This window comes from Pseudomonas psychrophila, from assembly GCF_001043005.1.
Lineage (GTDB): Bacteria > Pseudomonadota > Gammaproteobacteria > Pseudomonadales > Pseudomonadaceae > Aquipseudomonas > Aquipseudomonas psychrophila.
In genome coordinates, this window is sequence record NZ_JYKZ01000003.1 from 13392 (window position 1) to 31194 (window position 17803).

Sequence of the window (17803 nt, forward strand, 5' to 3'; positions counted from 1 at the left end):
CAGAAACTCTGCGCCCAGCGAATACATCTCCCATATACGTTGTCATCCTTGACCTGCAGTCGTTCATTTTGAAGTGCAGCGAAGCTGCCTCTTGAAGGTGAGTACCTGAGCGGCATGTTAACTGAGGTCTTGCACTTTTTCAGTCAAAGCCATCTATATGCCATAGGGCTGGTCGCGGGGGATGTGCTCCGTATAATGCCGCCATTGCCACTGCTAGATGGAAAACGGGATTGCATATGACTGAACAGCACGCTATTGCGGTCTTGGGAGGCGGAAGCTTTGGCACCGCCGTGGCCAACTTGCTGGCAGAAAACGGTCATCGTGTGCATCAGTGGATGCGCGACCCCGAGCAAGCCGAGGCCATTCGCCTCAATCGCGAAAACCCGCGTTACCTCAAGGGCATCAAAATCCACCCCGCAGTTGAGCCGGTCACTGACCTGCAAGCGACGCTCGATGCCTGCGAGCTGTGTTTTGTAGCCTTGCCGTCCAGCGCCTTGCGCAGCGTTCTGGCCGAACACGCCGAGCGCTTGAGCGGCAAAATGCTGGTCAGCCTGACCAAAGGGATCGAAGCCCACAGTTTCAAGCTGATGAGCGAAATTCTCGAAGAAATAGCCCCTCAAGCGCGTATTGGCGTCTTGTCAGGGCCCAACCTTGCCCGCGAGGTCGCTGAGCATGCGTTGACTGCCACCGTGGTCGCCAGCGCCGATGAAGACCTCTGCAACCGCGTTCAGGCGGCACTGCATGGTCGTACATTCCGGGTCTATGCCAGTGCTGACCGGTTTGGGGTAGAGCTGGGCGGGGCGTTGAAAAACGTTTACGCAATCATCGCCGGCATGGCCGTGGCGCTGGGCATGGGTGAAAACACCAAGAGCATGCTGATTACCCGTGCCCTGGCTGAAATGACCCGATTTGCCGTGAGCCAGGGCGCAAACCCGATGACGTTCCTCGGCTTGGCAGGTGTAGGTGATTTGATCGTTACCTGCTCATCGGCCAAAAGCCGCAACTACCAGGTGGGGTTCGCCCTGGGGCAGGGGCTCAGTCTGGAAGAGGCCGTCACTCGACTGGGGGAGGTCGCCGAAGGCGTTAACACCCTCAAGGTGCTCAAGGCCAAGGCGCAAGAGCTGAACGTGTACATGCCGCTGGTGGCTGGCCTGCACGCGATCTTGTTCGAGGGTTACACCCTGGATCAGGTCATCGGGCAGCTGATGCGCGGCGAGCCCAAGACGGATGTCGATTTTATCTCCACCAGCGGTTTCAACTAAGCACGACAGGAGCAGCACATGAACGACACTAAAAACGCACCCAAGTACGAGTCCCTCGTTTTGCGCGTGCTGTGGATGCTGGTTTTCTTGCTGGTCTGGCAGGTTGCGCAATTGGTGCTTGGCGGGCTGGTGCTGGTGCAACTGATATACCGTGTGGTTTACGGTGCTCCCAATGGCGGCCTGATGAACTTTGGGGATAGCCTGAGCCTTTACCTCGCACAAATAGGTCGATTTGGCAGCTTTCACACCGAGCAAAAACCCTGGCCGTTTGCCGATTGGCCGGCCCCGCGTGCACCAGAAGGTGAAGCTCCCTACGCGCAAACCGCCAAGGGCGAAGAGACCAAGCCATGAAAATCTGGATTCTGCGTCACGGCGAAGCCGAGCCTCACGCCCGGCGTGATGCCGAACGCGAGCTCACAGCCCATGGTCGTGAGCAGGTGCTGCGCAGTGCAGCCCTGTTGATTGGCCAGCCGCTGGACAGCATTCTGGTCAGCCCTTACGTGCGGGCGCAGCAAACCGCCGAGCTGGTGCGCAAGGCACTTGGTTTTACATCCGGCCTCATCACCGTGCCCTGGCTGACACCCGAAAGTGAGCCCAAGTTTGCGGTCAGCAAACTGCCGGACAGCGGTAATGTACTGCTGGTCAGTCATCAGCCGTTTGTGGGCGAGTTGATCAGTCTGCTGGTGCATGGTCATGTGCGTCAGCCCCAGCCGATGCAGACGGCCAGCCTGGTGGAGCTCGAAGGTGAGTGGCCGCTGGCTGGCAGCATGACCCTGCTCGGTGTTCATCACCCCTGATCATTGCAGCGGTTGCGCATTCCGGTCGTAGTGAAAGATAGTTGGGGCGGATCAATGGCATTTTTGCGGCTGCATTGCACGTCAATGACGCCGCCACCAACACTCACAGACCAAGGAATGACTGCATGATTTCGTGGATCACACCGCCCGACCTGGCGCGCCTTAATGAGCTGCGCAAAAACACCATTTGCGACGTCCTGGACATCACTTTCGATGCCTTCGATGACCACTCCATCACGGCGAGCATGGTGGTCGATCATCGTACCCACCAACCTTTCGGCCTGCTGCATGGCGGGGCGTCAGTGGTGCTGGCCGAAACCCTCGGCTCGATGGCCAGTTTTATGTGTGTCGATACCCAAAAATTTTATTGCGTGGGCCTTGAGGTCAACGCCAATCACCTGCGTGGCGTACGCAGCGGCCGGGTGAGCGCTGTGGCCCGCCCGGTGCACATGGGTCGCACGACCCACGTCTGGGATATCCGCCTGAGCGATGACAGCGGCAAACTCAGTTGCATTTCCCGCCTGACCATCGCCGTTGTGCCCCTGGGCGAAACACCGCCGGCCCGGTGATCAAACGGCCAGATAATGGCCGTATTGTCGCCACTCATGGCGCATACGGTCATTGATATGAAGAATCTTCCTGCAGACAATACGGCATACCTCCCGCATCTGGACGCCTTGTATGTCTCGGCAGATTTTTTTCGCCCATGCCAACGGCTTCCCTTCAGCCACGTATGGCAAGTTGTTCAGTGCCCTTGCCCCGGACTTCAGCGTGACTCACCTGCCGAAGCACGGGCATGACCCCCGTTACCCGGTGGACAACAACTGGCATAACCTCGTCGATGAACTGATTTTCCACCTGCAACAACAAGCTGGGCCCGTACTGGGTGTTGGCCATTCCCTGGGCGGGATGCTGCACCTGCATGCCGCCATCCGTTGCCCGCACCTGTACAGGGGCGTGGTCATGCTGGATTCGCCGGTGCTGACACGTACCGATCAGTGGGTGATTCGTGCGGCCAAGCGTTTTGGCCTGATCGATCGCCTGACCCCGGCGGGTCGCACGCTGGGGAGGCGCGAAGAATTTGCGGACCGTGAGTCGGCGCGCGCCTACTTTGCGGGCAAGTCGCTGTTTCGCAGTTTTGACCCTGACTGCTTTGAGGCTTATCTGGAGCACGGATTACAACCGGTTAATGACCGGTTGCGGTTGAGCTTTGATCCGGCGACTGAGATCGATATCTATCGCGGCGTGCCCCACACCAGTCCCGGCAAGGCCTTTCAGTTGCAGGTACCGCTGACCGTTGTGCGTGGGCGCGACAGTCGAGTGGTCATGAACCATCATGCCAAGGCCGTTTCGCGCATGCCCAACGGAGAGTCCCTGAGCGTACCGGGCGGGCACATGTTTCCGCTGGAGCGACCGCAGGACACCGCCCGCCTGCTCAAACAGATTTTTGCCCGCTGGGAGCTTCGTCATTCCGACCTTTAAAGAGCACTTTGCATGAGTCCTGTGGTTGAAGAAATTCGCCTGAGCCTGCCGCATATCGAGCTGGCTGCGCACATTTTTGGTCCAGAGGACGGCCTGCCCGTGATAGCGCTGCACGGTTGGCTGGACAACGCCAATAGCTTCGCCCGGCTGGCGCCAAAGCTTGCCGGGTTGCGCATCGTGGCACTGGATCTCGCCGGACATGGCCATTCGGATCACCGCCCACGAGGGGCAGGGTATGGGTTGGCGGACTATGCCTTCGATGTGTTGTGTGTGGCCGAGCAATTAGGCTGGGAGCGATTTGCGCTGCTGGGGCATTCGCTGGGGGCGATTGTGTCAGTGGTCATCGCCGGATCGTTCCCGGAGCGAGTGACCCGGCTGGCGTTGATTGACGGCATCGTAGCGCGCAGTGGCCCCGAAGGGGATGTGGCTGAGCGCATGGGCCAGGCCTTGCAGGCGCAACTCGACCTGACGCATAAGCGTAAATCGGTGCATCCGACCCTCGACCGCGCCGTGGAAGCGCGGATGAAAGGCCTGGTCGCCGTCAGTCGGGATGCCGCAGAACTGCTGGCTCAGCGTGGCTTGATGCCGGTCCCCGGTGGTTACAGCTGGCGTAGCGACAGCCGACTGACATTGCCGACGCCGTTGCGCATGAATGACGAGCAGGCCATGTCTTTCATTCGCCGGGTGAGTTGCCCGACAGCGTTGGTTGTGGCGGAACAGGGCATGCTGGCCAGCCATCCGGAGCTACTGGATCGACTACCCTTCCACCTGGAGCGGTTGCCGGGTGGCCATCATTTGCACCTGAATGACGAAGCGGGAGCGATCCTTGTTGCAGACTGTTTCAATCGGTTCTTCGCCGTTCCTTGACTTGCGGCGACCAACTGTCGAGGCTTGGCGGGTTGAAATGGGAGACGACCATGATAGATCTCTACACCGCTGCGACCCCGAAAGGCCATCCGGTCTCTATCGTGAGGATGCTGAGCCACACGCTATCTCTCGGTGAAGTACGCCGATGAAAATACCCAATCGTTATATCCTGGCCTTGAGCCTCAGTTGTTTTAGCCCGTTACTCTGGGCCAGCGATGTGCCCGGTAGCCAGGATTTGCCTGACGTACCGCGTCTCGCGGATGCGCAAATTGTCGACTACGCCGTCAAGCCTGACGTCGAACGTATCTATCCGATGGGCTCGATCCGCAAGATCAGCGGCCGCTTGCGATTTGAGGGGCAGGTCAACACCCGTGGTCAAACCACGGCCATCACCTACGAGTTACCCGCCGAACACTCGGCGACTGAAGCCTTTACCGCTGCCCGTGAGGCATTACAGGAGCAGGGCGCAGAGCTGCTGTTCTGGTGCCAGGCCCGTGACTGTGGCGAAAGCAGCCTGTGGGCCAATGAGGTTTTCGGCAACGCCAAGCTGGTCGGCTCCGATGAGCAACAAACCTATTTGCTGTTGCGTCGGGCAGCACCCCGGGAGAACCAGCTGGTTGCCCTGTACGGGATCAATCGGGGCAGTCGCAAAGGCTACCTGCACGTCGAGCAACTCCAGGCGAGCGCCGATCTGGGTGAACTGTTGCCTACTTCGGCTACCTTGCAACGCCAGTTGAAAAGCACGGGTGAGCTGGACTTTCCCAAGCTTGCAGATGAGCCGGATGCACAGTGGCTGACGTTAATCTCCAGGGCATTGAACCTTGATTCAACTTCCCGAGTCAGTTTGACCGGTGCCAAGGCTTCTGCCTGGCGCGATGGGTTGATCAGCAAGGGTGTACGGGCCGCCCGACTGGAGCTGGGTGACAGCGATGCCAAAGGGCTGCGTATCGAGTTACTGCGCTAGCATCTTGTAAACGACGGCTACACTCTGCGTAGTCGTCGTCCTTCTTTGATTTCTGAACTTTCTGTGGAACACACATGCTCAATAACGATCGCCTGCTGGTGCAGATTCTGCTCCTGGTGTTGTTCGGTGCCAGTCTGTGGGTGATGGCACCATTTTGGTCGGCCTTGTTCTGGGGCGCGGTGCTGGCATTCGCCAGTTGGCCCCTGATGCGCCTGCTGACACGCGTGCTCAGAGGGCGCGAGTCGCTGGCTGCGGGCATCCTGACCCTGGGCTGGATGCTGCTGGTCGCCGCGCCCCTGGTGTGGCTGGGGCTCAACCTGGCAGACCATGTGCGCGATGCCACTACCTTCGTCAAAGATGTTCAGCTCGAAGGTTTGCCTGATGCGCCGACCTGGCTGGCCGGTATCCCTATCGTCGGCGAGCGTTTGGTCGGCATCTGGAACACTATCGACGAGCAGGGCGCTGCGCTGCTGCTGGCAGTCAAGCCTTACCTGGGGCAGGTGGGGAACTGGTTTTTGGCCCGCAGTGCGCAGATTGGTGGCGGCATCCTTGAACTGACACTGAGTATTGTCTTTGTGTTCTTTTTCTACCGTGACGGGCCGCGGCTAGCGAGCTTCGTCCATGGCCTGCTTGAGCGGCTGATTGGCGACCGTGCCGATTACTATCAGGAACTGGTGGCGGGCACCGTACAGCGTGTGGTCAACGGGGTGATTGGTACCGCTGCCGCTCAGGCGCTGCTGGCGTTGATCGGCTTCCTGATCGCGGGAGTCCCCGGCGCACTGGTGCTGGGGCTGGCGACGTTCCTGCTCAGCCTGATCCCGATGGGGCCGCCGCTTATCTGGGTCCCGGCCACGGCCTGGCTGGCCTGGAAAGGCGACTACGGGATGGCGGTCTTCCTAGGTATCTGGGGCACGGTGATCATCAGCGGTGTCGACAACGTGCTCAAGCCTTACTTGATCAGCCGAGGCGGCAACCTGCCACTGGTGATTGTTCTGCTCGGCGTGTTTGGCGGGTTGATAGCCTTTGGTTTTATCGGCTTGTTTATCGGACCTACCTTGCTCGCCATTGCCTACAGCCTGCTGGTGGACTGGAGCTCCAGCCAGCAGAACAAAGGCAAGGTCTAGCCGAACTTGGGGCCGGAGCGGGTGTTATTGCCCTTGGCCAGTCGGTCGTAAAGCACCACATTGACCGTGGCTGCGAGGTTCATGCAGCCATTGGTCGGGATGTAAATCACGTCTTCGCACCACTCCAGCACGTCTTTGCCCAGCGAGCCGTCTTCTGGGCCGAAAATATAGATCGCCCGGTCCGGATGCGTGTACTCAGGCAAGGAACGTGCGCCCTCGACCATTTCTACCGCGACCGGAATACAGCCCAGCGGAATGATCTTCTTCAGGTCGTCAATGCCGATCAAAGGGATGTCCTGATGGACTTTCTTGGTGTCGGTGACAAAGTCGCGAGCCCGTTCGTAACGCTTGCCGGTGTAAAACACCGAGGCAACGCTGTAGCAACCAGCCGCACGCATCACCGAGCCGACGTTTTCCGGCGATTTTGGGTTATACAAACCAATGCAGCTGTACCGTTTGTTTGCCACTTGCCCGAGCCCTTGCGAAAAAAAGACGCGAGTATACCTGTGTTGTCCCTAACTCCGTAGCAGCTGCCGCAGGCTGCGTCCGGCGACGTAGTCGTCGTAAAACCTGAGCCATGCGGCCTAAGAGTGAAGTCGCGTGCTCTGATTTTACGATCGCTTCGCAATCGGACGCAGCCTTCGGCAACTGCTACGACAGCGAGGCGCTACTCGTCTTTCTTCATCAAGCCGGCCAGTGCCGCGAACGGGTTGTGGGTGGCCTTGGCAATTTTCGGGCTGCTGGTAGAGCCTTCCGCAAAGTACTGCTGGTCGGTGTAGCGCGAGTGCTCGTTGTCGTGGCAGTACAGGCACAGCAGCTCCCAGTTTGAGCCGTCTTGCGGGTTATTGTCGTGGTTGTGGTCGCGGTGGTGAACGGTCAGCTCGCTCAAGCGCTTGCCGGCAAATTCACGGGTGCAACGGCCGCACACGTGGGGGTACATTTTCAGGGCCTTGTCGCGATAGCCCATTTCACGGTCACGCTGGGCATCAGCCAGAATGCGGTCCAGTTTGGCGGTGTGGGAGGGTGGATTCACCGAACTCATGGGTTCACCTTGTAAGACAAATGACGGTTATGTCGTTAAGTTTAGCTGTTGATCAGCCTTTGATTTTTTCTGCAATCCAGATGGTGTGTCGGGTGCCCTTGTTGCCGTGGGCAAACACCTGGACTTCTTCAGCCTTGAAACCGGCTTTGCGCAACTTGTCCGAAAACTGTTTGTCGGCGCTGGCAGACCACACGGCCAGCACGCCTTTGGGGCGCAGGGCCTTGGCACATGCACTCAGGCCTCCCGCCGAATACAACCAGCTATTGGCTTTTTGGGTCAGGCCTTCGGGGCCGTTGTCGACGTCGAGCATGATCGCATCAAACCCGTTGGGTTCGACTTGCAACACCTTGGCCACGTCTTCCATGCGGATCACGGTACGCGGGTCTTGCAGCGGGTTACCGGATTTTTCGCCCAGCGGTCCGCGATTCCATTCCACCACGCCGGGTACCAGCTCTGCGACCACCACTTCGGCCGTCTTGCCCAAGTGCTTGAGTGCCGAGGCCAGGGTGAACCCCATGCCCAGACCGCCGATCAGTACCCGCGACTGCGGCCGGCCGGCGACTTTCCGGCAGGGGATTTCTGCCAGCGCGTCTTCCGAGCCGTGCATGCGGGTGTTCATCAACTGGCCGCCATCACCGCCCTGAATCTTGATCACGAAGTCTTCGCCATACTCGAACAGGCACAAGGCACCGCCGTTTTCGGGGATCGGAGTGGTGTCGAGCAAAACAAAACGTTTCATGGAAATCTCATTGAAGGGGGCAAAAACCGCAGGTTACGAGTAGCCTGAGGGCAGACAAGCCGGTCTGGCAACGGAGTGATTGATGAAACGCACTATTCTAACGGCCATTGTAGGGAGCGCGCTCTTGATAAGTGCAGCCCAGGCAACGGAATTGACGACTGTTCCGAGTGCCCCCGTGACAGCCGCACCGGGTTCGCCGGGCACTGCCACGCCAACCCCGTACCCGCAAATCACTCCGAGAGCAGTGCCCAAGCCGGTTGCCGGAAGTGGCAGCTTGATCCCGCTGCCACCGATTGATCTGCCGCAACCGCCCAAAGACCAGCCGCTGCCGGGGCTTGAGGTTAAAGACTTGAAGGGCAAAATCCCCCAGGATTGATTGTTCATCCTTGCTGTGGATGCTTCAAGCCCCCCGTGGGAGCGAGCCTGCTCGCGAATGATCTTCGCGAGCAGGCTCGCTCCCACGGTTGAAGTATCTCTAGCCGCCGAAAAGGGGAGTTATCGCGGGGCTGTCAAATCCCCAGTACCTTGAACACAAACGCATATTCCAGTGCTACGTCGCGCAAACCCTGATAACGCCCGCTCATGCCGCCATGGCCAGCCTCCAGCTCAGTCTTGAGCAGCAGCAGATTGTCGTCAGTCTTGGTGGCGCGAAGTTTGGCCACCCACTTGGCCGCTTCCCAATACTGCACGCGGCTGTCGTTGTAGCCGGCAATCACCAGCATCGCCGGATACGCTTGCGCCGTGACGTTTTCGTAGGGTGCGTAAGCCTTGATCCGTTCATACACTTCGGGCTCTTGCGGGTTACCCCACTCGTCGTATTCGGTGACGGTCAGCGGCAAGTCCGGGTCGAGCATGGTGTTGAGCACATCCACAAACGGCACTTCGGCAATCGCCGCCTTGAACAGCTCCGGGCGCTGATTGAGCACTGCGCCAATCAGCAGGCCGCCAGCACTGCCACCACTGATCACCAGCTGTTCGCTACGGGTCAGGCCCTGGTCGATCAGGTGTTCGGCGCAGGCGATAAAGTCGCTGAATGTGTTGTGCTTGTGTTCTTGCTTGCCGGCGCGGTACCAGGCTTCACCCAGCTCACCGCCCCCGCGTACGTGGGCGATGGCAAAGGCTACGCCGCGATCCAGCAGGCTCAGGCGGGCGTGGGAAAACCACGGATCTAGGCTCTCGCCGTAGGCGCCGTAGCCATACAGGTAAAGCGGCACAGGCTTGCCCAGCACGTCGCGCTTGACCACCAGGCTGATCGGCACCTGAATGCCATCGGGAGCGGTGGCCCACAGGCGATGGCTGACATAGTCATCGGCATTAAATGTCCCCAGCACCGGGGTTTCCTTGAGTACGACTTGTTCGCCAGTGTTCAGCGTCAGTTGCCGTACTTGCGCAGGACGATTCAGCGCCTCATAGCGCAGGCGGATGTGCGTGCTGTCAAATTCCAGGCTGTCTTGCACATACAGGCTGTAGGCTGCGTCCGGCAATTGCACGCGATATGACGGCAAACCGTTGGGGCGGACTTCGATGATCGGCAGGCCACCTTCGCGCAGGCTCAGGCACAGGGCCTGGGCGTTCAAACTCAAGCCTTCCAGCATCACGCTGTCGCTATGGGCGATCAATCGCTGCCAGTCATTGCGTGTCGGCACCTCGCCAAAGGCGTAGTAAAGCGCAAAGTTGATTCCGTCCTGATTGGTGCGAATAAACCACGACCATTGCCCCTCGTACAGGCCGTGATCGACGCTGTAGTCGTGCCCCTCAACCCTTTGCGCCAGGCAGCTAAAAGCCTGCTGCGGCTGATTGGCGTTCAGCACCCAGCTCTCACTGGTAGTTTTGCTGTTGAGCAGCAGAATCAGCTGGCGCTCAGAACTCGAACGATAGCAATGCAGGAAAAAACGTCCATCCGGCTCATGAAACACCTCGTGGACGTCTGCCTCGCCCAAGGTATGGCGCAACAGTTTGTGCGGGCGATGGGTGTCGTCCAGTTCGGCAAAAAACAGTGTCTGGCTGTCGTTGGCCCACGTCATGCTGCCATCACATTCTTCAAACGGCAGCTCGGTGACTGCGCCGGTGCTCAGTTCTTTGACAAACAGGCGATAGGTTTCTTCGCCACTGGTGTCCAGGCTATAGGCAAGGCGCTGGTGATCCGGGCTGATACTGAAGGCACCCAGAGAAATAAAACCGCCCTCGGCCAAGGCGTTCGGGTCCAGCAGCAAGTGCTCGGCGTTTTCGTCGACCTGCTGGCTGTCATCGGCCGGGCGCGGGCAGCGGTAATGGCGAGGGTATTCGTCACCGGCGTTGGTGCGGGTGTAATACAGATACGGCCCCCAAGGGGAGGGCAGCGACAGATCAGTCTCGCGAATTCGGCCCTTGATCTCTTGAAACAGCGTCTCACGCAATGTGGCCTGGTCGGCCAACTGCACTTCCTGATAGCTGTTTTCAGCTTTTAGGTAGTCTAGAACCTCTTCGCTATCGCGATTTTGCAACCACGAGTAGGGGTCTGAACCCTCTGCTTTATGTGCGATAGGGGCGCTATTTGCGTAGGCTGATTCGGTCATTGAGTGTTCTCTGAAACCTGCATGAAAAAGAAGAGGGGCTGACGGCGTTGCAGCCGCACTGTCTAAAAGCCGTTATCATAGCGTCTCATTGCCTGCCGACCATGGATACCATGACCGAGAACGACTATCTGATCGCATGGGGCCTTTACGCCTTTGCCGCTTTGGGCTGCCTGCTCGTATGGTGCCGAATGACCCGCTTCATGTGGCGCTGGTTGCGCGAACCGCTGCGTGTGCTAATGGCCGTGCTGCTGTTCAGTCCCACCATCATTGATCCCGTCAAGGAGCAGTTTGCACCCGCGGTGGCGATTACCGCCCTGGACCTGGCCTTTAAGGTTGGCAACAACGCCTGGCGTGCCGTCTCTGATTTGTTGATGTACGCCATCATCGCATTTTGTGTGTACGCCGTATTTGCGCTGATCCGCTGGCCCATCGAGCGCGCCAGCACGGCCCGCAAGGCGCAAGCCGACGCAGCAGCACGCGCCGATAAACACGATCCTGAAGACGACCAGCCGTTCGGCTCGGCGGGCAATGATCGTTATGTGCCACAAAGCGCGTCGCGAACATCGGCCCCGTCCCGGGTCGAGCCGCGGTTGTAATCCTATTTCGTCGAGCCTGAATGCGAGAGTGCGAGCGTGTGTGAATTATTGGGCATGAGCGCCAACGTCCCGACCGATATTGTGTTCAGTTTTACCGGGCTGATGCAGCGTGGCGGGCGTACCGGCCCGCACCGCGATGGCTGGGGCATTGCCTTCTATGAGGGCCGTGGCCTGCGCCTGTTCCAGGACCCGGCCGCCAGTTGCGACTCTGAAGTCGCCTTGCTGGTGCAGCGTTACCCGATCAAAAGCGAGGTGGTCATCGGGCATATCCGTCAGGCCAACGTGGGTAAGGTGTGTCTGTCCAATACTCATCCGTTTGTTCGCGAGCTGTGGGGTCGCAACTGGTGTTTTGCGCACAATGGCCAACTGGCCGATTTGTCGCCGAGCACCCGCTTTTATCGACCCATTGGCGACACCGACAGCGAAGCGGCGTTCTGTGATCTGCTCAACCGTGTGCGCGAAGCATTCCCCGAGCCGGTTGATGTCGAACGCATCCTGCCGGTGCTGGTAGCAGCCTGCGCCGAGTTTCGCAGCAAGGGCGTGTTCAACTGCCTGCTCAGCGACGGTGACTGGTTGTTTTGCTACTGCTCGACCAAGCTGGCGCACATTACCCGCCGTGCCCCGTTTGGTCCGGCGCGCCTGAAAGACGTCGACGTGATCGTCGATTTTCAGGCCGAAACCACGCCCAACGATGTGGTCACCGTGATCGCCACCGAGCCTTTGACCGAAAACGAAACCTGGACGCGCTATGAGCCGGGTCAATGGAGCCTGTGGCGACGCGGCGAATGCGTCAGCCAGGGCACAACCGAATAAGGATGGGCACACATGTTCTTGAGCTACCTGCGGTTGGTGTTGTTTACCATTGGTTTGTTGATGGGTGTGCAAGTGCCAGGCTTTATCAATGACTACGCCAATCGCGTCGAAGCTCATCTGATCGAGGCCCAGACCGGGCTGGTGGGTTTCCAGAACACCGCCAACCAGTTTTTCAAGGGCGACCTGCACGCGTTGGTGGCGCATTACCAGGCCAGCGACGACCCGGTCTTTCGCAGCGATGCCACCAGCCTGGGCACCTTGCTGAACCGCCAGCGTCTGCTTGATGAACAGTTCCAGGCCATGCAAGGCCCGTGGTACATGCGCGCCCTGCAGGTGGCCTATGCCGCTGACCCGGCCATCCGCCAGGAAACCGCCGACAGTTACACCTATCAGGTTTTGCTGTCCCCGAGTGCTATCGGCTGGGCCATGGCGGGCGCCTTGTTGTTCTCCTTCATCATTGAAGGGTTCGTGCGGCTCGTGGATTGGGTCGTGCTGGGCGGCAAACGCCAGCGCGAACGCATTGCCCGCCGCGAGCGCAGCTTTTAGGCGTTGTGGGAGCGAGCCTGCTCGCGAAAATCCCCGGCGACTTTCGCGAGCAAGCTCGCTCCCACAGAAGCAATCAACTTTTTTTTATGCCCGAGTCCGGCTTTTATTAGTTGGACGAACGGCGTGCGCCTGTCGAAAAATGGCTCACACCTAAACTATAAAAAGACCACAGGAGCATCATCGTGAGCCGCCTGTTATTGAATTGCGACATTGGTGAGAGTTTCGGCAGCTGGACCATGGGCCTGGATGCCGACGTCATGCCGTTTATCGATTGCGCCAACATTGCTTGCGGTTTTCACGCCGGCGATCCGAGCATCATGCGCAAAACCGTAGCGCTGGCCCTGGCGCACAACGTGAAAATCGGTGCCCACCCGGCGTATCAGGACCTGGCCGGCTTCGGTCGCCGCTCGATGGCCTACTCGGCGCAAGAGCTGCAGGACCTTCTGCACTATCAGATCGGTGCACTGGACGGTATTTGCCGTGCTCAGGGCGCGCGGGTCAGCTACGTCAAACCGCATGGCGCGATGTACAACGACATGATGGCCAATCCCGCGCAACTGCGGGCAGTGATTCAGGCCCTGGCCGCTTATGACTCAACGTTGCCGCTGATGCTGATGGCCACGCGGGATAACAGCGCCGCGCAGGCCATCGGTGATGAGTTCGGCGTGACCCTGTGGTTCGAAGCTTTTGCCGACCGGGCTTACGACAGCGCCGGGCGTTTGGTCTCCCGACAGTTGCCGGGTGCCGTGCACCACGAAGCCGATGTCATCGTGCAGCAGGCCCTGACCATCGCGGCGGGCAAGGCTCTGGTTGCCAGTGATGGCAGCGCCTTGCACCTGCACGCCAATACTCTGTGTGTACATGGCGATAACGCCAGTTCAGTGGCTGCGGTGCAGCGTATTCGCGATGCCTTGAGTCAGCAGGCGCAGGCATGAAGCCGCGTATCGAAGTGGTGGCGATCGATTGCTTGATGCTGCGTTTGTTCGATGAGATTGCCGAAGCCAACATGCCCTGGATGCTGGCGGCCAGCGAGCGCCTGCGGGCCAGCTTTGCCGGAAACCTGATCGATCTGGTGCCGTCCTACACCACCCTGATGGTGCATTACGACGGGCTGGCGCTGAGCCCGGTTGAGGCTCGCGAGTTGATCGCCCAGGCGCTGACGGACCTGCGCCCGCAAACCCAAAACCTTGGCCAGTGCCATGTTCTGCCGGTGTGGTACGACTTGAGCGTGGGCCCGGAGCTTACGTTACTGGCCCAGCGCGCAAGTTGCCCGGTAAGTGAAGTTATCCGTCGTCACAGCGCGCATGAGTATCAGGTGTTTGCGCTGGGTTTTGCCCCGGGTTTCGCCTTTATGGGCCTGGTCGAAGAAGCCCTGGCCGCGCCGCGCCTGAATACTCCGCGAAAACGCGTCGCCAGCGGAAGCGTCGGCATTGCCGAGCGCCAGACCGCGGCCTATCCGGCGCAATCCCCCGGTGGCTGGAACCTGGTGGGGCGTACACCCAGCGCACTGTTTGACCGCGAGCGGGATGGCTACAGCCTGATGCAACCCGGCGACACGGTTCGGTTTGAGCCTGTGTCCCGCGCTGAATTCATCCGTCTGGGCGGCGATGACACCCCTCAGGAGGCACTGGCATGAGCCGTTTACTGATTAAGGCCAGCACCCCGTTGTGTCTGTTGCAAGACTGCGGGCGGTTTGGCGTGCGGCATTTGGGCGTGACCCAGGGCGGTGCCGCGGACTGGCTGTCGATGGCGTGGGCAAACTGGCTATTGGGTAATTCGCCGGATGCGGCTGTGATCGAAATCACCCTGGGTGGCTTGAGCCTTGTCGCGCAAGACGATTGCACTCTGGCACTGGCGGGCGCCGACCTTGCGGCCACTGTGGACGGTCAGGTGCTGAAGCCTTGGCGCAGTTTTGCCCTGAAACAAGGCCAGACCCTGACATTAAGCCAGCCGCTGCTCGGTGCCCGGGCTTATCTGGCCGCTCCTGGGGGGATTGCAGCGCCTCAAGTATTGGGCAGCTGCGCCACTGTGGCCCGCGAACAACTGGGCGGACCGGACGGCTTTGGCCGTGGGTTGGCGGCAGGCGATGAACTGAGTTTTAACGGGCATGCGCAGCCGTTGCGCGAACTGGCCAGTGAGCAGCAACCCGTGTTCAGTCCCAACCCCGGGCTGGACGTGGTATTGGGGGCGCAAATCGGTGCCTTCAGTGGCCAAAGTACGTTTGATGCCTTCAACAGCCCGTGGACACTGGACACCCGTGCCGATCGCATGGGCATCCGTTTACTGGGCCCCGCACTGGTCTATCAAGGTGCACCGATGATTTCAGAAGGGATACCGCTGGGCGCGATTCAAGTACCGCCCGATGGTCAGCCGATTGTGCTGCTCAACGATCGCCAGACCATTGGGGGTTACCCGCGACTGGGGGCATTGACGCCATTGGCGCTGGCGCGACTGGCCCAGTGCTTGCCGGGGGAGGGCGTGGCCCTGCGCCCGACCACGCAAGAGGCTGCGCAGCGTCAGATGGTGGGGTTTATGCAACGGTTCGGCTGAATCACTTTGTAGATACTCTGTTCCAGGTCAAGCCCCAGTGGGAGCGAGCCTGCTCGCGAAGATCATTCGCGAGCAGGCTCGCTCCCACGCTTGAAGTATCTCTGTAGCCGCTGCGCTGCGCTGCCCATCGCAGCCTGCGGCAGCGGCTTGTATGTTGGCGCTAAACCGTTTTTCGTAGGGTTCTGTGACGTCTGCGATGCATTTTGCTTTTGCTGGAGCCACACGAATGTCCAGACGACGCGAATGCCCAAGACAGTGCCGGAGTGAGGGAACCACCGAGCCTGGGCGAGGCGGCCTACAGGCCGACCTGTTTAGCGAAGCACATTTCTCTAAACAGGCCGGTTGGCAACAGAGTATCTACAAGGTTCATTACTTCGCCAAAAACCGCATCCCGTCTCCCAGCCCCTCAAGGGTCAGCGGGTACATACGGTCTTCTATCAGGTCACGCACGATCCCGATCGAGGCCGTGTAGTTCCACGTGTCCTTGGGATACGGGTTGATCCAGACCAGTTTTTTGTACTTCTCCATAAAACGCTGCATCCACGTGTAACCCGGCTCTTCGTTCCAGTGCTCGACACTGCCCCCGGCGTGGGTGATTTCGTATGGCCCCATCGCTGCGTCGCCGATAAAAATCACTTTGTAATCGGCCCCGTACTTGTTCAGCAGATCCTGGGTCGAGATGCGCTCAACCTGGCGGCGCTGGTTGTTCTTCCACACCGACTCATAAATGAAGTTGTGAAAGTAGTAGTACTCCAGATGCTTGAACTCGGTCTTGCAGGCCGAAAACAACTCTTCGCAGATCTTCACATGGGAGTCCATCGAGCCGCCGATGTCGAACAGCAACAGCAGCTTGATGTTGTTGCGCCGTTCGGGGCGCATCTGAATGTTCAGCAGGCCAGCGTCCCGTGCGGTGTGGTCGATGGTGCTGTCGATATCCAGCTCCTGCGCCGCGCCCTGGCGGGCAAACTTGCGCAGGCGCCGCAACGCGACCTTGATATTGCGCGTGCCCAGCTCGACCTGATCGTCGAGGTTCTTGTACTCGCGCTGTTCCCAGACTTTGGCGGCCTTGCCCTGTCGCGCACCCGCATCCCCCACGCGTATGCCCTCAGGGTGATAGCCACCCGAACCGAACGGGCTGGTGCCGCCCGTGCCGATCCATTTGTTGCCACCGGCATGGCGTTCCTTTTGTTCCTCAAGACGTTGCTTGAATGCCTCGATCAGCTTGTCCAGCCCGCCCAGGGACTGGAGTTGCGCGCGGTCCTCGTCGCTCAGCGAGCGCTCGAACTCCTTGCGCAGCCAGTCTTCGGGGATCAGGGCCTCAAGGTGCTCGTTGAGGTTTTGCAAGCCATTGAAGTAGGCGCCAAAGGCCCGGTCGAACTTGTCGAAATGGCGTTCGTCCTTCACCAGAATCGTACGCGCCAGGTAATAAAACTCGTCCATGTCGGCGAAGGTCACGCGGTTTTTCAGGGCGTTGATCAGGTCCAGCAGCTCACGCACTGAAACCGGCACCTTGGCCGCACGCATTTCATTGAACAGATTAAGCAGCATGCTTATCGCCTTCTTGAAAAATCAGCGATTGGGGCGACGGCTCATAAACGCCAGGCGCTCAAGCAATTGCACGTCCTGCTCGTTTTTCACCAGCGCACCGGCCAGGGGCGGAATGGCCTTGGTCGGATCGCGTTCGCGTAATACCGCTTCGCCGATATTGTCGGCCATCAGCAACTTGAGCCAATCCACCAGCTCTGAGGTCGAAGGTTTTTTCTTCAAGCCAGGCACTTTGCGTACGTCGAAAAAGACGTCCAGGGCTTCGCTGACCAGCTCTTTCTTGATGTTCGGGAAGTGAACATCGACGATTTTTTGCAGCGTGGTGCGATCCGGGAAGTTGATGTAGTGGAAGAAGCAGCGCCGCAAGAAAGCGTCCGGCAGCTCTTTTTCATTATTGGAGGTAATGATGATGATCGGGCGCACCTTGGCCTTGATCGTTTCATCCGTCTCGTAAACGTAGAACTCCATCTTGTCGAGTTCTTGCAGCAAGTCGTTGGGGAACTCGATGTCGGCCTTGTCGATTTCGTCGATCAGCAGGATGACCCGCTCTTGGGCCTCGAAGGCTTCCCACAACTTGCCCTTTTTCAGGTAATTGCGAACATCGTGCACCTTGTCGACGCCCAGTTGCGAGTCGCGCAGGCGGCTGACAGCGTCGTACTCATACAGGCCCTGATGGGCCTTGGTCGTGGACTTGATATGCCAGGTGATCAGCTTGCAGCCAAAGGATTCAGCCAGTTGCTCGGCCAGCATGGTCTTGCCGGTACCAGGCTCGCCCTTGACCAACAGTGGGCGCTCCAGGGTGATAGCTGCGTTGACCGCCAGCTTCAGGTCATCGGTGGCCACATAGGCGCGAGTGCCTTCAAACTTCATTTGCTATTCCTCAAACCATGACCCGGGCCCTGCAAGGGGCAGGGCGGGAGA

Annotated in this window: 21 protein-coding genes; 15 read left to right on the forward strand and 6 right to left on the reverse strand. The window is 59.3% G+C overall.

Going from position 1 to position 17803, the window contains the following annotated elements:
- Positions 1-236: 236 nt before the first annotated feature.
- The 8 genes from TU76_RS09120 to TU76_RS09155 all read left to right on the forward strand — a co-directional run bounded on the left by TU76_RS09120 (position 237) and on the right by TU76_RS09155 (position 6496).
- Positions 237-1262 carry an NAD(P)H-dependent glycerol-3-phosphate dehydrogenase gene (locus TU76_RS09120; protein ID WP_019828697.1) on the forward strand — a complete coding sequence of 342 codons (1026 nt, stop codon included), beginning with the start codon at positions 237-239 and terminating at the stop codon, positions 1260-1262.
- Positions 1263-1280: 18 nt separating this feature from the next.
- Entirely contained in the window at positions 1281-1613 is a 333-nt protein-coding gene (locus TU76_RS09125; RefSeq protein ID WP_019828699.1) for a DUF4389 domain-containing protein, read from the forward strand.
- On the forward strand, positions 1610-2059 hold the full coding sequence (gene sixA, locus TU76_RS09130) for a phosphohistidine phosphatase SixA (RefSeq protein ID WP_048351520.1): 450 nt from the start codon (positions 1610-1612) through the stop codon (positions 2057-2059). The genes TU76_RS09125 and sixA overlap by 4 nt, the downstream gene beginning before the upstream one ends.
- A 125-nt stretch (positions 2060-2184) precedes the next feature.
- Positions 2185-2628 carry a hotdog fold thioesterase gene (locus TU76_RS09135; RefSeq protein ID WP_019828701.1) on the forward strand — a complete coding sequence of 148 codons (444 nt, stop codon included), beginning with the start codon at positions 2185-2187 and terminating at the stop codon, positions 2626-2628.
- Between the two features lie 112 nt (positions 2629-2740).
- Entirely contained in the window at positions 2741-3541 is an 801-nt protein-coding gene (locus tag TU76_RS09140) for an alpha/beta fold hydrolase (RefSeq protein WP_048351521.1), read from the forward strand.
- Positions 3542-3553: 12 nt separating this feature from the next.
- Positions 3554-4408: an alpha/beta hydrolase gene (locus tag TU76_RS09145; RefSeq protein WP_048351522.1), complete on the forward strand. Its 855-nt coding sequence runs from the start codon at positions 3554-3556 to the stop codon at positions 4406-4408.
- A gap of 145 nt (positions 4409-4553) precedes the next feature.
- Positions 4554-5372: a DUF4892 domain-containing protein gene (locus TU76_RS09150; RefSeq protein WP_019828704.1), complete on the forward strand. Its 819-nt coding sequence runs from the start codon at positions 4554-4556 to the stop codon at positions 5370-5372.
- Between the two features lie 74 nt (positions 5373-5446).
- A complete protein-coding gene (locus TU76_RS09155; protein WP_019828705.1) occupies positions 5447-6496 on the forward strand; it encodes an AI-2E family transporter in 1050 nt (349 codons plus the stop codon).
- Here the strand turns inward: TU76_RS09155 and TU76_RS09160 are convergent.
- The 3 genes from TU76_RS09160 to TU76_RS09170 all read right to left on the reverse strand — a co-directional run bounded on the left by TU76_RS09160 (position 6493) and on the right by TU76_RS09170 (position 8277).
- On the reverse strand, positions 6493-6963 hold the full coding sequence (locus tag TU76_RS09160; RefSeq protein ID WP_019828706.1) for an RNA methyltransferase: 471 nt from the start codon (positions 6961-6963) through the stop codon (positions 6493-6495). The two genes, TU76_RS09155 and TU76_RS09160, sit on opposite strands and share 4 nt — an antisense overlap.
- Positions 6964-7163: 200 nt before the next feature.
- A complete protein-coding gene (locus tag TU76_RS09165; protein ID WP_019828707.1) occupies positions 7164-7538 on the reverse strand; it encodes a YajD family HNH nuclease in 375 nt (124 codons plus the stop codon).
- A 52-nt stretch (positions 7539-7590) separates the two neighbouring features.
- Entirely contained in the window at positions 7591-8277 is a 687-nt protein-coding gene (locus TU76_RS09170; RefSeq protein ID WP_048351523.1) for a spermidine synthase, read from the reverse strand.
- An 82-nt stretch (positions 8278-8359) separates the two neighbouring features.
- On the opposite strand from TU76_RS09170, the gene TU76_RS09175 reads away from it, so the two are divergent.
- Positions 8360-8653, forward strand: a complete 294-nt coding sequence (locus tag TU76_RS09175) for a hypothetical protein (protein ID WP_019828708.1) — start codon at positions 8360-8362, stop codon at positions 8651-8653.
- A gap of 133 nt (positions 8654-8786) precedes the next feature.
- Here the strand turns inward: TU76_RS09175 and TU76_RS09180 are convergent, their stop codons facing one another.
- Positions 8787-10832: a S9 family peptidase gene (locus tag TU76_RS09180; protein ID WP_048351524.1), complete on the reverse strand. Its 2046-nt coding sequence runs from the start codon at positions 10830-10832 to the stop codon at positions 8787-8789.
- 101 nt (positions 10833-10933) lie between these two features.
- On the opposite strand from TU76_RS09180, the gene TU76_RS09185 reads away from it, so the two are divergent.
- From TU76_RS09185 to TU76_RS09210, 6 genes are all read left to right on the forward strand, one after another.
- Positions 10934-11428, forward strand: a complete 495-nt coding sequence (locus tag TU76_RS09185; RefSeq protein ID WP_037032736.1) for a hypothetical protein — start codon at positions 10934-10936, stop codon at positions 11426-11428.
- Positions 11429-11464: 36 nt separating this feature from the next.
- Positions 11465-12241 (forward strand): class II glutamine amidotransferase, encoded by a 777-nt coding sequence (locus tag TU76_RS09190; protein ID WP_046809797.1) that lies wholly within the window; start codon positions 11465-11467, stop codon positions 12239-12241.
- Between the two features lie 12 nt (positions 12242-12253).
- Positions 12254-12787 (forward strand): DUF2937 family protein, encoded by a 534-nt coding sequence (locus TU76_RS09195; protein WP_048351525.1) that lies wholly within the window; start codon positions 12254-12256, stop codon positions 12785-12787.
- A gap of 182 nt (positions 12788-12969) precedes the next feature.
- Positions 12970-13722 (forward strand): 5-oxoprolinase subunit PxpA, encoded by a 753-nt coding sequence (locus TU76_RS09200; protein WP_048351526.1) that lies wholly within the window; start codon positions 12970-12972, stop codon positions 13720-13722.
- The gene (locus TU76_RS09205; RefSeq protein WP_048351527.1) at positions 13719-14423 is read left to right on the forward strand and encodes a 5-oxoprolinase subunit B family protein; all 705 of its coding nucleotides are present in this window, start codon (positions 13719-13721) and stop codon (positions 14421-14423) included. The genes TU76_RS09200 and TU76_RS09205 overlap by 4 nt, the downstream gene beginning before the upstream one ends.
- The gene (locus tag TU76_RS09210; protein ID WP_048351528.1) at positions 14420-15337 is read left to right on the forward strand and encodes a 5-oxoprolinase subunit C family protein; all 918 of its coding nucleotides are present in this window, start codon (positions 14420-14422) and stop codon (positions 15335-15337) included. Before TU76_RS09205 ends, TU76_RS09210 begins: the two co-directional genes overlap by 4 nt.
- Before the next feature lie 369 nt (positions 15338-15706).
- Here TU76_RS09210 and TU76_RS09215 read toward each other — a convergent pair whose 3' ends face one another.
- Both TU76_RS09215 and TU76_RS09220 read right to left on the reverse strand, forming a co-directional pair.
- A complete protein-coding gene (locus TU76_RS09215) occupies positions 15707-16885 on the reverse strand; it encodes a vWA domain-containing protein (protein WP_048351529.1) in 1179 nt (392 codons plus the stop codon).
- Positions 16886-16906: 21 nt separating this feature from the next.
- Positions 16907-17752: an AAA family ATPase gene (locus TU76_RS09220; RefSeq protein ID WP_019828719.1), complete on the reverse strand. Its 846-nt coding sequence runs from the start codon at positions 17750-17752 to the stop codon at positions 16907-16909.
- Positions 17753-17803 lie beyond the last annotated feature (51 nt).